Annotated in this window: 7 protein-coding genes and 1 pseudogene; 2 read left to right on the forward strand and 6 right to left on the reverse strand. The window is 63.2% G+C overall.

Going from position 1 to position 15,060, the window contains the following annotated elements; all coding sequences use genetic code 11:
- Window positions 1–62: 62 nt before the first annotated feature.
- Together EV656_RS09775 and EV656_RS09785 are read right to left on the reverse strand one after the other, a co-directional pair.
- Window positions 63–584: pseudogene (locus EV656_RS09775) on the reverse strand (transposase).
- 534 nt (window positions 585–1,118) lie between these two features.
- Window positions 1,119–1,325 (reverse strand): heavy-metal-associated domain-containing protein, encoded by a 207-nt coding sequence (locus tag EV656_RS09785; RefSeq protein WP_132603034.1) that lies wholly within the window; start codon window positions 1,323–1,325, stop codon window positions 1,119–1,121.
- Between the two features lie 159 nt (window positions 1,326–1,484).
- Between EV656_RS09785 and EV656_RS09790 the strand changes: the two genes are divergently transcribed.
- Window positions 1,485–3,992 carry a heavy metal translocating P-type ATPase gene (locus EV656_RS09790; RefSeq protein ID WP_132603036.1) on the forward strand — a complete coding sequence of 836 codons (2,508 nt, stop codon included), beginning with the start codon at window positions 1,485–1,487 and terminating at the stop codon, window positions 3,990–3,992.
- 445 nt (window positions 3,993–4,437) lie between these two features.
- The gene (locus EV656_RS09795) at window positions 4,438–6,030 is read left to right on the forward strand and encodes a histidine kinase N-terminal 7TM domain-containing diguanylate cyclase (RefSeq protein ID WP_165918982.1); all 1,593 of its coding nucleotides are present in this window, start codon (window positions 4,438–4,440) and stop codon (window positions 6,028–6,030) included.
- Between the two features lie 71 nt (window positions 6,031–6,101).
- On the opposite strand, the gene EV656_RS09800 is transcribed toward EV656_RS09795, so the two are convergent.
- The 4 genes from EV656_RS09800 to EV656_RS09815 form a co-directional block, all read right to left on the reverse strand.
- Complete coding sequence (locus EV656_RS09800) at window positions 6,102–8,960, reverse strand: calcium-binding protein (RefSeq protein WP_132603040.1); 2,859 nt, start codon at window positions 8,958–8,960, stop codon at window positions 6,102–6,104.
- A gap of 118 nt (window positions 8,961–9,078) precedes the next feature.
- Window positions 9,079–9,720 (reverse strand): hypothetical protein, encoded by a 642-nt coding sequence (locus EV656_RS09805; RefSeq protein WP_132603042.1) that lies wholly within the window; start codon window positions 9,718–9,720, stop codon window positions 9,079–9,081.
- A gap of 243 nt (window positions 9,721–9,963) precedes the next feature.
- A complete protein-coding gene (locus tag EV656_RS09810; RefSeq protein WP_132603044.1) occupies window positions 9,964–12,114 on the reverse strand; it encodes a hybrid sensor histidine kinase/response regulator in 2,151 nt (716 codons plus the stop codon).
- Window positions 12,111–15,056: a chemotaxis protein CheB gene (locus tag EV656_RS09815; RefSeq protein ID WP_165918983.1), complete on the reverse strand. Its 2,946-nt coding sequence runs from the start codon at window positions 15,054–15,056 to the stop codon at window positions 12,111–12,113. Before EV656_RS09815 ends, EV656_RS09810 begins: the two co-directional genes overlap by 4 nt.
- Window positions 15,057–15,060: the final 4 nt, after the last annotated feature.

Here is a 15,060-nt window from a genome sequence, read left to right on the forward strand (position 1 = left end):
TTGCGAAATTCATCCGTCCTGACTGTGCCCATGGTTCATCTCCTTTGCTGCACATTACGTGATCAAAGGGGCGGCACCAAACCGTGACAGGTCCAGACCGTGCCAGGCAGCCGGATCACCATGCCACCCGCCTCGATCTCGATCCGGTCCCGGCCCCTGTCGGAACTCGGCGTGGGGTCCGGCGCGTCAACGACCAGCGGCACGAACTCCGCCGGTGTCGGCAAGCCCGGCGCATCCACCGGAAGGGCAATCCGTCCCTCCCGGGCCTGCCGCAGCCACGTCATCAGTTGCGACGGCAGCAGCCGATGCCGCCGGGCGGCATCGCCCACACGCGCCCCGGGCGCAAAGCTCTCCATGACAATCTGCGCCTTGACCTCGTCCGGCCAGCTCCGCCGCCCTGTCGGCTCATCCAGAACATCAAACTGCCCGACAAACCCAACCGTCTGACGCTTCTGCTACTTCGTGACCGTCTTGGGGTTGATCCCGAACTCCCGGCTCAGCTCCGAGAGAGAAGCTTGCGATCGCTGTATTGCAGCTCTGACGGCGTGCGTGGTCGTGGCGCTCCCGTGACGAACTTGTCCCATAGTGCTTCCTTCTATCCCTGAGAAGGGATCGCACCATCAAACCATTGGATCAAACACCTAGGGACGGGGCGGCCCGAAGCACGTTTCAGGCAAGCTTGGTGCAGCGCGTTTCGGTCAGTTCGCTACAGCGTAACTCTAACAACCGCACTGGAAACGCAAGAACCAAGCAAGGCCTAAGACGGAGCATTGCATATGCCGAAAGCTCAACGTATCGTGGCACACAGTTGTAACACAGCAGGAATGCCCTGAAATTAATCCATAATTATCAATTGCTTAATCTAGGCTTGCACTTGGGTGATTATCCTACCACCCCAGCCAAATCCCACATTAAGTCATTGATATAGAACGGAAATAGCCAGACCTGCACCGGTGCCTGAACCGATGTGTCATACACGGCTGTTGGACTTGCGTTGGAAAAGCGCCGGGTTCTTGAGGGCATGACATGTGATCGAGGGCACGGACGATGGCAAAGAAGCGGGCGGAAGAGTTCAAGCAGGGCCTGCTGCGCCTCGTAATCCGCCCGCGCGCCTTAACTCAGCTTTCCGCAAGCAGGGGCTTCACCGCGTAGCCGGCCTGTTCCAGCGCAGCGGAAAGGGCGGCCTCGGACAGCGAGGTTTCTGCCGAAACGGTGCGGCTGTCGAGGTCGCAATCGATCGCGGCGCCAGGGTCTTGCGCCTTGATGGCTTTCTCGATGGCGGCGGTGCAATGGCCACAGCTCATGTCGGGGACATTGAATTTCATCGCGGATCTCCTTTTCGCTTTTCAGATAAGAATTGCAGCCTCCACCAACTGGAAGGTCAACCGCCGGAACGGGCCTCGCGAAAACCTACGCGGCGCGGCTTGACCTTCCAGTAACTGCAACCCCCATCTTCGAACCATACCGAACCGAAGGAGGCGGAAATGCGCGACCAGGCCCATGTCACCCTGTCTGTCGAGGGGATGTCCTGCGCATCCTGCGTGGGGCGCGTGGATCGCGCGCTGGCGGCATTGGACGGTGTCGGCGATGTGTCGGTCAACCTTGCCTCGGAAACGGCGCGTTTCGCGGTGGACGGGCCGGAGCGGATCGCGCTGGCCGCCGACAGGCTCGACGATCTCGGGTATCCGGCGCGCCGGGCCTCGGTCACGCTGAACGTAGAGGCGATGTCTTGCGCGTCTTGCGTCGGGCGGGTGGACCGGGCGCTGTCGGCCGTGCCGGGGGTGCTGGAGGTCAACGTGAACCTCGCCTCGGAAACCGCGTCGGTGACCTATCTGGACGGCGCGACCGACCCTGCCGCGCTGGCCGCCGCCGCGACGGCGGCGGGCTATCCCGCCGAAATACCCGACAGCGATGCCCCCGAGGACCGCTCGGCCCGCAAGGATGCCGAGGCGCGCGGTCTTGCCCGGCGCCTGGCGCTGGCCGCCATCCTTGCCCTTCCGGTCTTCGCGCTGGAGATGGGCAGCCACCTGATCCCGGGCGTCCACGCCCTGATCGCCGACACCATCGGATTGCAGGCCAGCTGGATCGTGCAGTTCGCGCTGACGACCGCCGTGCTGATCGGTCCGGGGCGGATGTTCTATGCCAAGGGGATTCCGGCGCTGCTGAAGGGGGCGCCCGACATGAACAGCCTGGTCGCCGTGGGCACAGGCGCCGCCTATGGCTATTCGGTCGTGGCAACCTTCCTGCCCGGGCTTTTGCCGGATGCGGTGCGCGCCGTCTATTTCGAGGCGGCGGCCGTCATCGTCGTGCTGATCCTGCTGGGCCGGTTCCTTGAGGCCCGCGCCAAGGGCCGCACCGGGGCCGCGATCCGCAAGCTGATCGGGTTGCAAGCGCGCACCGCGCGGGTGCTGCGCGATGGTGAGACGGTCGAACTGCCCATCGACCAGATCGTGGCGGGCGACATCCTGATCGTGCGTCCGGGCGAACGCATCGCCACCGATGGCGAGGTGACAGAGGGCACCTCGCGCGTCGACGAAAGCATGATCACCGGCGAACCGATGCCGGTGGCCAAGGCGGCGGGCGACCCGGTCACCGGCGGCACGGTCAACGGCACCGGCAGTTTCCGGTTCCGCGCGACGCGGGTGGGCGCGGAAACCACGCTGGCCCAGATCATCCGCATGGTCGAAGAGGCGCAGGGCGCCAAGCTGCCGATCCAGTCGATGGTGGACCGCATCACGCTGTGGTTCGTCCCGGCGGTCATGGGCGTGGCGGCACTCACCTGCCTGTCCTGGTTGGTTTTCGGCCCCTCGCCCGCGCTGACACTGGCTCTGGTCGCGGGTGTCTCTGTCCTGATCATCGCCTGCCCGTGCGCGATGGGGCTGGCCACGCCGACATCAATCATGGTGGGCACCGGGCGGGCGGCCGAGATGGGCGTGCTGTTCCGCAAGGGCGACGCGTTGCAGGCGCTTGGCGCGGTCGATGTCGTGGCGCTGGACAAGACCGGAACCGTGACCGAGGGGCAGCCGGAACTGACCGACCTGGAGCCCGCAGACGGGGGGGCGCGTGCAACTGTTCTGGCGCTTGTGGCAGCAGCCGAGGAAAACTCGGAACATCCCATCGCCCGTGCCATCGTCCGTGCAGCCCATGCGGAAGGTGTGGCGCACGAGAGGGCAGAAAGCTTCGAGTCGATCACGGGTCAGGGCGTTCGCGCACGAGTGGCGGGCCATGACGTGCTGATCGGCTCTGACCGGCTGATGCAGCGCCAGGGCATTGACCTGGCGATGCTGGCCGACGCCGAGGCGGATATCGCCCGCCGCGGGCGGACCGCGCTTTTCGCGGCCATCGACGGGCGCATCGCGGCGGTGATCGGCGTGGCCGACCCGGTAAAGCCGTTCAGTGCCGCGGCCATCGCCGCGCTGCACGAGCTGGGGCACAAGGTCGCGATGATCACCGGGGACAAGCGCGAGACCGCCGAGGCCATCGCGCGCGAAACCGGCATTGACCATGTGGTTGCCGGGGTGCTGCCCGATGGCAAGGTGGCAGCACTGGACGACCTGCGAGCGCAAGGTCGCGTGGCCTTTGTCGGCGATGGCATCAACGACGCCCCGGCGCTTGCGCACGCCGATGTGGGCATCGCCATCGGCACCGGAACCGATGTGGCCATCGAATCCGCCGATGTGGTGCTGATGTCGGGCGACTTGCGCGGCGTGGTCAACGCGGTCGAGGTCTCGCGCCGCACGATGCGCAACATCCGGCAAAACCTGTTCTGGGCCTTCGGCTACAACACGGCGCTGATCCCGGTGGCGGCGGGTGTGCTGTACCCCGCACTCGGTGTGCTGCTCTCGCCGATCCTCGCGGCCGGGGCGATGGCGCTGTCGTCGGTCTTCGTGCTGACGAACGCCCTGCGCCTGCGTCGGATAGCGCCCCTGATGCACGAGGGGCACGCCGGACGCCGCATGCAAAGCCCCGCAATCCCTGCGCCCGCGGAATGAAAGGATAAGCCCTGTGACAAATCAGGGATACATGCCGGCCTATCCCGCCGAACTGCACGAACCAGGCCGTGCCCAAGGCGACCCGGGTCAGGGTTGGGCAGCAGATGTCGGGTTCAGCCCTTGTTGCCCCCTCTTGCCAGTGGCGGCCCGTGTATGACGCATGTATACGGTCTGGGCGTATCCGTTGTGGTGAACGCGCCCGCACTTCCGATATGTGCACATCGTCTCAGGTCGGGTGGCAAGAGTTGAACAGCCACACGGAATAGTCAACAAAACCAACTACGAAATGCGCACGTAATCGAATGCCAAGCATGTGCTACACTGCGGAGCGTTATCGCCGAACCTCATCATGACCGGTCAAATAGATTTGTTCGCATTCCTCCAACCCGGCGGTCTCAACTGCCTTCTAGAGGTGCCGCCCGATGGCCCGGTCGCCCTGGTGGCGATGAACCTTCTTATCCTGGTCGCGTTCACGCATTGGGTCAGCAAACAACCTGATTTCGTTGGGAAAGCCCAGTTCCGGCTGACGAATATCGGCTTGGCGTGGTGGCTGCTGACGGCCGGGCTCGAATTGCAGTCGACCACTGCGTCCTGCAAGACCCTCTTTGCCATGGCGGCCTGGCCGGGCATCATGTTGATCTCGGTTTCGTGGCTGGCGTTCATCAGCTCCTTTGCGCTGCGCGCCGATCAGAATCACCTAAGGCGCGATCTCGTCGTGATCGCGTGTTTCGTTCTGATCGGAACGGTGGCGGCCTGGACCAACCCGCTTCACGGGCTGTTTTACACCGACGAGGTCCGACTGGTCGAAACGGCCGGGCGCCTTTCGGCGCAGTTCGAACACGGCCCGCTGTTCTACCTTGCGGTCTTCATGAACTACTGTGCCGTCCTGGCCGCCTTCCTGATCGTGCTGCTCGTCATGCGCCGGACCTCGAAGGTTTACAGGCGGTATTTCGCGTTCTTCCTGTTGATCACGGTGATCCCGATCCTGGCCAACGCGGCCTATACCCTTTTCGACTTCACGGTTTTCGGCTTCGATCCGACGCCCTTCGTCTTTACCTTCGTCCTGCTGGGGCTGGGCCTGCTGATCTTCAACAAGGGCTTTTTCGATATCGTCGCCGTGGGACGCGAGGTGCTGTACTACCGCATGGCAAACCCCGTCTTCGTGGTGAACCGGATGGGGATCATCACCGGGCTGAACACGGCCGCAAAGGGGGTCGTGCACGCGGAAAACAAGGTGGGCCAACACCTGAGCAGCATCCCGGCATTCCAAGACTTCCAGGGGGTCTTCACCATGGCCTCTATCGAGGCCATGCCGGAACGGTTGCAGATCGGGGAACAGTTTTTCGATGTCGATGTGTTCCCGATCGGTCTGCCCGTGGGCGACACTGACGAACTGATCGGCGCGACCGTCCTGCTAACCGATGTCACGGATCTGTATTCGCGGGGTCGCGCGCTGGCCAGCGCGGTCGATGTGATGAATAACACGCTGAACCAGAACCGCAGGCAGCTTGAAGAGATTCAGACCCTGCGCGAAGAAGCCGAGCGTCTGGCGGATCGTGACTGGCTGACCGGCCTGCTGAACCGCAGACGACTGGACGAGAGTTTCAAGCAACTTGCCGAAGAACGCGACGACAACAAGATCGTCGTGCTCTGCGTGCTCGACCTCGATCATTTCAAGTCGATCAATGACCGTTTCGGCCATGTTGTCGGCGACAGGGTCCTGAAGGGGTTCGCGCAGATGATGGAAAGCATCTTGCCCGAGGATGCCATCTGCTTTCGCGTGGGTGGCGAGGAATTCGTAGTGCTTCATCGCGCCGCCACGGTGGCAGAGGTCGTCCAGGACCTGAACCGCTTGCGCGAGGCGCTGGACAAAGATCCCCTGATGCGCCGCACCGATGTCCCGCCGGTCACGTTTTCCGGCGGAGTGGCGTCCTTCCCTGCGGATGGCGAAACGCTCGACGCGCTTTACGCCAAGGCGGACGAACACCTGTACACGGCAAAAGAAAAAGGCCGGAACCGTATCGTGCAGGAAGGCTAGGCGCGGGGTATCCCCAATTCGATCATGGCCCGCCAGGGCGCTGGCAGCTACCGCACGCGGGCCATCACGCGTCAGGAGACGTCCGCATCGTCGTCGTCGGCCCCGATGTCCACCTGCAGATCGTCCAGTTCCGTGCCTTGAACGATAAGCCGGTGATCCTCGCCGAAGTTCAGCACGACGTTGCCTTGCCATTCGCTGGCGGCGCGGCTGAGCAGGTCATCCAGCGACTCGCCATCTTGCAGCAGGGCTGATTCCAACAGCACTCGATCCTCGGCCGCGTTGTAGTCGCGCACCACGTCGATCCCCGCGTCGGCACCGTAGATGAAGACGTCATTGCCCGTCCCGCCGGTCAGGAAGTCGTTGCCCGCACCACCGTTCAGGATGTCGTCGCCCGCATTGCCAGACAGCCGGTCATCGCCCGCGTCGCCCATCAGCACGTCGGCGCCCCCCCAGCCCTCCAGGGTATCATCGTCCGCGCCGCCGTAGATCACATCGTCACCGCCGCCACCGACAAGGGAATCCTGCCCCGCGTCGCCGAACAGCTGGTCGTTATGCGCGCCGCCCCTCAGGGCATCGTCACCGCCGCCGCCATGCAGCTGGTCAGCGCCCTTGTTGCCATAAAGAGCGTCGTTCCCCTCACCACCCGAGAGAACGTCATCCCCTGCCCAGCCGGAAATCGCGTCATCGGCGTCCGTCCCGGCCAGGATATCGTCGCCGTCGCTGGGCCCGGTTGCCACCTGCGCCTGCGGTTCAGGCGTTGCCTCTTCCTCTTGTTCAGAGGAGGACGAAGAGGCGGCGACGCCGGAGCCGTCGAACGCGGCCCAGAAGCTTGACGAGGCGGCCCACATATCGGGGGCGACCGCAGAGGAGGCCTCGACCGGCTCGGCAGGCGCTTCCTCGACAACCTCGGTCTCGCTGCTTTCGTTGGTATCGTTCGAAACACCGCCACTTTGGACAGGCGCGGTGCTGTCGGCTTCGTCGGCGTCATCTTCGCTGTCAGCCAATTCAACCCGCAGGTCGTCCAGGTTGGCATTCTTGACAATCAGCCGGTTGGCGTCGTCGAAACGCATGACGACATTGCCTTCCCATTCCCCGGCAACGCGCGCCAGCAGGTCGTCCAGCGTTTCGCCGGGCTGCAACAGGTCGGACCCGAGGCGAATGCTGTCTTCGGCGGGGTTGTAATCGCGCACCACGTCGATGCCCGCATCGCCCCCATAGATGAAGATGTCATCGCCCGACCCGCCGGTCAGGAAATCGTCGCCCAGACCACCGTCGAGGGTGTCGTTACCGGCATTGCCCGACAGGTTGTCGTCACCGGCATTCCCCATGAGCGTGTCATCACCGGCCCAGCCGGAAATCTCATCGTTCCCCTCCGTCCCCAGCAGGGTATCGGCGCCGCTGGTCGGTTTCGCCATGATCTCGGGTTCAACGGGCTCTACCGGGGCGATCCCATATTCCGCGGCCACCGCAGCCAGATCAGCATCGCTGACCGACAGCCTGATTTCCGCGACCTCGTATTGTTTATCGAAGGTCAGACCCAGGGCACCGTCCGCGACTTGCGGGGTAACGGTTCGGATGACCGCCTCTTCATGCAGTTCTTCGGCCGCGGTGCCTGCATATTGCGCGTCGTCGGCGGGCAACTCGGAACTGAGAATGCGCAGCGAGGTGACCTCGGCATCCTCGAACACGCTGAAATCCAGGGTCGTGCTCAGCACGTCCGCGTCATTGGCGCCCAGATAGACGATCAACTCGTCCGAGGTCTGGTAGGCGTGCATGATGAAGGTGTCGTCGCGGCTGGCAGGGGTATACGAGCCCAAAAGCTCTGCCCCGATCAGCGTTTCGGACATCATCTGAACCATCGCACCGGCTGGTGAAGTCTCGATCACGCCGCCTTGGTCGTTGATGAAATGGTTCAGGTTGTCGACATCGACCCCCCACAGGGCCGCCGCGTCCACACCGATAGAGGTGAAACCGCTGAACAGTTCCAGCGCGGTCGAGGCACCGGCCAACCCGTAGTCGTAATAGTCCAGGTCCAGACCATCGGCGGACATGCCGGACCCGCCGACCGTCCAGGCGGACAGGTACAGTTCGGGATCGGCGGTGCCCCCGGCGTCCTCGATGGCGGCGCTCCAGGCCGCCAGGTAATCTTCGGTGCTTTCGAAGATCGTTTCGCCCTCGTCCTCGGGATCCTCGCCGGTTTCAACGCGGGTCAGGTTTTGCAGCCCGATCGGCAAGGAGTGCACGACAAGCGTATCGACCGCCGCCAGCGCATCCTGGGAAAACGCATCGCGGATCGCGACATCGTCGCTGTGGTTGTATCCCATCTGAACCGCGATGTTGATGTCGTGCCCCTGGGGGTTCAGTTCGGGATCGTTCAGAACCCCTGCGGCCGTTTCCACCAACGCGTTGGCCACCTGGCCGTACAGGCCCGGATCGTCCGCGAAGATGTCGAAATTCTTGTATTCGTTACCGATTTCGATCGTGAAATCCTCGGGCAGCGTCCCGTATTCCCCGGCCAGCAGATCGGTGAGGAAGGTTTCCAGATCGGCCTGCCCGGTTTCGATGTCATCCGCATAGCGCACAGTCGGAATAATCATCGAGAAGCTTTGCCCGTTCTCGGTCACCGAGGACAACATGTCCGACAGATCGGGGCGGTCGCGATCCGGGTCTTCGTTATACAGCTTGGTGCCGTCGAAGATTCCGGGAACATCCAGCCCGTAGACATCTTCCTGTGCCTCGGACAGCGTCCCACCCGGCCAGCGGACATGCGTCACGCCCAGGGTTTCGGACTGTTCCTCGAAGCCCGAGAAATTCTGAAAACCCGTCTGGATTGCGCCGAACATGTCGGCGCTGACGGTTTGCACCTGCTGCTCCGTCTCGGCGGTCGGCTGCAAGGTTATGGTCGTGCCATTCGCGTCATAGACAAACATGGTGCAGCTCCCTAATGCAAAACGCCGCCACCCGGGGCGGCGGCGAATGCGGCCTTTCGGTCATTTGGGCGGCAGTCCGTGCCCCTGACGCGGACTGCCCTTGCCTCGTTCTGGCGGCTCAAGCCTTTTCGTGCATCACCACGTTGGCTTGGGCCATCTGCGGCGCCTGCATGGCAGAGGCGGCGGCCCCGAAATTGGCCTGCCTGGGTTGCATCTGACCACCAGCCCCGATGGGAACACCTTGTTCGATGCTCTTGCGGGCCACTTGCCGCACCAGCGAGTCAGCGATTTTCGTCGCTGCCAGACCGGCCGCCTTGTCGTCCGGGTATTCCGTCGTATCGATATAGTACACTTTTTTATGCACATCGTATACGCCGGCCCAGAACTTCTTGTAGCCGTGGACCATGCGCCGCCCGCCGGGGGGAACCCAACCGGGCATCAGCGCCATGGTGATCTCGTCGATCCGGGCTTGTTCGTCTTCGCGTTCCGCCTCGGCGTGTTCATCGGCCGCCGTGGAACGGCCATCGGACGGGCAATTCCAGGCGACGATCGGCTCGTAACCAACCTTCACACCGACCAGGTCCAACTCGAACCGCGGCGGGAAGAGGTTATCCTGTTCCAGGAACATCGAGCAGTTCGGCGCCTCGTAGTAATGCGCGACCGACATGGGCAATCTGCTGAACGGCGCGTGGATCATGTCATAACCCTCGGCGTCCCAGCCTATCACGTTGCTTTCGATTTTGATCAACTGCGTTGTCATGGCTCTGATCCTTGCCGGGGGGTCCAGCGACCCGTTTCCCTTCTGATGAGCCAACTCTACCCAAGAGAGTATCGGTGCGTTTGGCACCTCCTTGAGGGTTTGTCGAAGGAACTTGCCGGTGTTGTCTGGAACGTGTGGGGTTCGTCGCGGGCGGCAAAAAACCGGCGGCTGACAACTTTCCACAAAAAACCGGCAACATTTCGCGTCCCGGTCACACCAAAGGCCCCCTTGCCGGGCCTTCTTTCACGGACTGGCCGCAGAATCCCCGGACAAAGGCGCATCCGCACCCCGTTGAACCGCCGCGGATTGAACCTCGGGGCGGTATCCCAGCACGACTGTCGTGCCCTGCCCCTGCTGCGACGCCAAGGCCATCCGCCCCCCGGATTGCCGCGTGAACCCTTGCACGACACTCAGGCCCAGCCCCCTTCCGGCTTGCCTGTGCGTCGAGAAGAAGGGTTCGGTCGCGGCCCCAAGAACCGCGTCGTCCATGCCCGGCCCGTTGTCCTTCAGCTCGACGATCACCCAGGGGCCCTGCCCCAACGGGTTCTCGGCCCCGTTTTCTGCCACGTTGCGGGTGCTGATGTGCAATTCGCCCTTGCCTTCCAGGGCGTAGGCCGCGTTTGCGCACAGCTCTTGCAGCGCGCTTTCCAGACGCGCGTTATCCAGGAAAACCGGCCACAGACCTTCGGCCAGGTCGTAGACCAGCGCAACATCGGCCCCCAGCATCCGCCGAAAAACCGGGCGCATCTTTCGCAGGATCGCGTTCAGATCCAGCTTTTCGGCATGCAGCGATTGAGAGGCCGCAAAGCTCTGCAAATGGTCCGTCAGATCGGCGGCGCGGCTTGCGGCCTCAAGGATCCGGCGGGAATTGCGTTCCACAAAGGCGGTGGGAACGAAGCCGTCGCTCATGTCCTCGGCCTGGCCGATGATGACGGTCAAGAGCGTGTTCAACTCGTGTACCAGCCCACTGGTCACATCCACGATCGCGTTTCGCCGCTCTGCCTCGGTCAGCTGTTCGCTGATCTTCTGCCAATCGACCACGGCATCGACCTGCCGCAAAGCGGCGGCAAAGACTTCGCGCTCGCTCAACAGGAAATCGCCTGGGGGCCGCAGGCTGTCGGCGCCGACCTCTTCTGCCCTGGGGGGCACTTCGCGATAGCCCAGTTCCATATAGCCGCTGGTGACCAGGGGGGTCCGCAGCGGCGCGCGCAGCTTCAGGCTGGGGGGGGTCCAGCCTGCGCTGTCATACGCCTTGCCCTCGACAACGATGCGGGCCACGCCCAGCTTTGGGTGGTTCAGCGCATCGACCAGGAATTGCGGAATGCCGCTCAACAGCTCTTCGCGCCCCAGGTCGCGGCGGGCGCAATGCGCCAACAGGCGTGACACCGCCTCGATCTGGCGCACGCGCAGCTTCAACCGTTTTTCGGTGATCTTGATCTTGGTGATGTCGCGGACCGCGCCGATCAGCCTGCTGCAATCGTCAAGGAAGACACCCTTGTTCTCGATCCAGCGCACTTGGCCATCGGGCTGGACGATCCGGTACTCGATCGAAAATTCCCAGGCGGGGGTCGCGTGCAGGGCGCGGCGAACGACCTCGCGGTCGCGCGGGTGGACGTTTGTGAAAAGCGGTGAAAAGCTCTCGGTATCCGCTGTCGACGCCCTGCCCCAGATCCGCTGGGCCCCGGGGCTGAAATAGGTGCAAACCCACCGCGCATCGCCCTTCAGCGTGCAGGTATAAAAGACATCCTCGATCGTTTCGGCGATTTCACGAAAGCGCTTTTCGCTCTCTTCCAGGGCGGCTGTGGCGCGAACCTGCTCTGTTTCGTCGATGCACAGCACCAGCACATGGCCCGCGTCGCATTGTTCTTGCGCAATCTGGACGAACTGGACCCGGGCCGGGATCGGTTCGCCCTGTTCGCGATGCAGGAACACCCGCGTCAACAGGGCCTCTCCATTGCGTGCGGCGTCAGCCAGGGCGCTCGCCAGCAGATCCTCGTCCGATCGGTTGGCGCCGATACGGCGCAAAGGGAACGCGGCAACCCCCGATGGCCGCAGGTGCCCGAACGCGGTGCGGGCGATGTTGTTTTGCTGAACGAGGCTGCCGCTGGCCGCATCGACCAGGAACGCGGCCTGCGGCAGGGTTTCGAACAGCGCCTCGAACCGATGGCGCGCCAGGTCATGGCGCAGCGCGGTATCCCGCAGTTCCTCTGCCTGGAGTTCCAGCTCCGTCTGGTGAACCAGCAGTTCCTGGGTCAGTTCGCTGATCGTGATGTTGTCGTTTTCCAACAGCGCCGTGGCATGTTCGAACTTCCCCTGCCGCAGGGCGCTGAGTGCCTGTGCGCGAATGCCTGCGTCACGTTGGTTGCTGTTCACCTTCTGCTCTGGCTCGCTCATTCATCACCTCCGGCCAGCTCTTCTGCCCGCAAAGGGTCGATCCAATGGGTCAGATCGACATGCGCAACCACAGCGCCCCCCTCTGGCAGGGCTGCGGCGTTCAACACGAACCAACGCTCCACGGTTGGCGAATGGCAGGGGTAGAGCATGGAAAACGACTGCCGCCGACCGCTCAGCACCTCCTCCAGCCCATGCAGGGCACGGCGGCTGCTGATGTCATCTTCGGCGCAGCGCTGACACTCGGCCAGGTAATTGCTGCCCACGCCGCAGGCGCGGCCGCCGCCGTTTTCGTTTCGAAAAAAGGTCCATGCACGGTTGACCGCCGTCAGCCTGCCCTCTTGGTCGATCACAGCCAGATTGCCGGGCGTGGCGTCAATGATCGATTGCAGACGCTGCGCATCGCGCACGCTGGAAACATCCACGCAGGAAATCACGATGCGCGTATGTTCCAGGCTGCGGCTGCTGTAAGGCTGGATCGTCACCAGCCAGCTACCGCCGGTGTCGTCGTTGACGGTCCGCTGATAGCTTTGCTGGTTCTGGTGCGCCTCTTCTGTCCGTTCAAGGAGGTCCGTGAAATCAAGCCGCTGCGTGATGTCCGAAAGCGGGCGGCCGACATCGCCTTCGCGCAGGTTGAACAGATCAAGCGACTGCGGGGTAAAGCGCGTGATATTCAACTCGCCATCCAGGAAAACCAGCGGAATGCGCGCCGCGCGGGTCAGCCCCTCCAGATCGGCGTTGAGTTCATTCAACTCTGCGATCCGCGCCTGGTATTCCACGTTGACCGTGTGCAGTTCCTCGTTCACGGATTGCAGTTCTTCGTTGGTGCTCTGCAACTCTTCGTTGGAGGCCATCAACTCTTCGTTCGTGGCCTGCAACTCTTCGTTCACGGTCCCGAAGTCCTGGATCGTCTCTTGCAGGTTGGTGCGCGTCATTTCCAGTTCGCGCTCAAGCTCGGCCGCCTGCCATGTGCTCATCTGCGCCAGGGCACCGCTGTCCAGCGGCTCTTCGCGATGGGCGGCGGCGGGCGGTTCGAACACCACCAACAGCAAGGGATCGTGGAGATCCTCGTTGTCCAACGGCGTGACGGACAGCTTGACGAATTCCTCGGCTCCGCCGTCCTGGGCAATTCCGATCGGCGCCGAGCGCTGAACGCTCTTCTCGCGGGAGGCGCTGTGCAAGAGCGTCGAAAGAACAGGGGACAGCGCGGGCGGAACCAGTTGCAGAACGTCCAGCGTCGCGGTCCCCATGGGCAGGCGGACAAGGTGTTCGGTATTTCCGAAGGTGTGCAGAACGTTGCGGTTCATGTCCACCAGCACCGATGGCGGCGCATAGGCATCGACCAGTGCCTTCTTCGCGGCATTGGCACCGGCGCTTGCCTTGCTATGCCATTTCGCCGTGCGATAGCCGGGGGCCGGCCGGTCGCGGGCGGTCCGCCCCAGCAAATCCATCGCGGTCAGACGCACGGGATCGCCCTGCAACCTGAACAGCTTGTTCCGGGCATCCAGCGTGGCAAAGTTGTCGGCCGTTTCGTCCAGCGACTCGCTACTGCCCAGGAACAGGACACCGCCATCCTTCAGACTGTAGGAGAGGCGACGCAGGATACGGTTCTGCGCCTCCGGCCGCATGTAGATCAGCAGATTGCGGCAGGTAATCAGATCCATCTGCGTGAACGGCGCGTCGTTCAGCACGTCGTGGCGCGAGAACACGATACTGTTGCGCAGTTTGGGAAGGACGCGCCAACTGCCGTCTTCCATCCTCTCGAACCAGCGCTCGCGCAGGTCCTGGTCAAGCTCGGACAGCTTGCCGGGATCGTATCTGCCTGCCGATGCGGCCGCCACATAATCCGGTTCGACATCCGTGGCGAACATCTTCAGCGGACAGCGCTGTCCGGCGGCCTGCATTGCCTCGTGCAGCAGGATGGCCAGCGAATAGGCCTCTTCGCCGGTGGCGCAGGCCGTTACCCACACGCGAAGCGGGGTGTCCGCATCTTCAGCCGCGCGCCTGGAAACAAGCCGCTTGATGACCTTTTCGTTCAGCGCCTCGAAGGCGTCGGAATCCCGGAAAAAGCTTGTGACCGGGATCAGCAGTTCATGGCGCAGTTTTTTGACTTCACCGGCATGAGAAGACAGATACTTGGCATAGTCTTCCACGGTTTCGCAGCTGGTTGCGTTCATCCGGCGCAAGACGCGGCGCACGATGGTGCCCGGCTTGTAATTTTCAAAGGCGATCGGGATGATCCCGTGCAGCAGCCGCACGATCTTGGCGCCCAGTTCGACCTCATCCGCGGGCAAGGGCGTGTTGTCGGGGGCGCGTTGCGGTTGCGCCCCGCTTTGCCCGATCGACATCACCTCTTTGGCGATATCTTCGGGTGGCAGGATATGGTCGATCACACCGGCCATGATGACGTTGCGCGGCATACCGTCGAAACGCGCGGTATCGGGATCCTGCGCCATGATCCACGCCCCCGCAGCGGCCAGCTTGCGCGACCCCAAGGCCCCGTCCGACCCGGTCCCCGACAGGATGATCCCCACGGCGCGTGGACCGACATGGGTTGCAAGGCTTTCAAAGAATGTGTCGATCGGCAGCGTGATCCCGGTTGCCGGGCGCGGAACCAGACACAGCTCGCCCGACTTGATGGTCATCACCGCCCCCGGCGGGATCACGTAAACCTTTCCACCGACAAGTTTTTCGCCATTGCTGGCCACGCGCACCTGCATTTCCGTGTGCCGGGCCAGCAACGTGTCCATCATCGTCTTGTGCTCTGGCGCAAGGTGCTGAATCACCACGAACGCGGCATCGGGCATCGGCGAGATGGCAGAGAAGAAACGATCCAACGCGTCCAGCCCACCAGCCGACGCGCCCAAGGCCACGATCAGGCCCGGTGTGGTGTGCGGTTGATCCCGCTGCGGTTTCTCCGCGTCAATGGAGGTGCGCTCAGACATGCGT

It is taken from the genome of Rhodovulum adriaticum, assembly GCF_004345735.1.
Lineage (GTDB): Bacteria > Pseudomonadota > Alphaproteobacteria > Rhodobacterales > Rhodobacteraceae > Rhodovulum > Rhodovulum adriaticum.

What these genes read in the sequence shown, in the direction of transcription:
- EV656_RS09790 (WP_132603036.1), top strand. Translation starts at nt 1,485, where the DNA reads ATGCGCGACCAGGCCCATGTCACCCTGTCTGTCGAGGGGATGTCCTGC.
- EV656_RS09810 (WP_132603044.1), bottom strand. Translation starts at nt 12,114, where the DNA reads ATGAGCGAGCCAGAGCAGAAGGTGAACAGCAACCAACGTGACGCAGGC.
- EV656_RS09785 (WP_132603034.1), bottom strand. Translation starts at nt 1,325, where the DNA reads ATGAAATTCAATGTCCCCGACATGAGCTGTGGCCATTGCACCGCCGCC.
- EV656_RS09800 (WP_132603040.1), bottom strand. Translation starts at nt 8,960, where the DNA reads ATGTTTGTCTATGACGCGAATGGCACGACCATAACCTTGCAGCCGACC.
- EV656_RS09805 (WP_132603042.1), bottom strand. Translation starts at nt 9,720, where the DNA reads ATGACAACGCAGTTGATCAAAATCGAAAGCAACGTGATAGGCTGGGAC.
- EV656_RS09815 (WP_165918983.1), bottom strand. Translation starts at nt 15,056, where the DNA reads ATGTCTGAGCGCACCTCCATTGACGCGGAGAAACCGCAGCGGGATCAA.
- EV656_RS09795 (WP_165918982.1), top strand. Translation starts at nt 4,438, where the DNA reads ATGAACCTTCTTATCCTGGTCGCGTTCACGCATTGGGTCAGCAAACAA.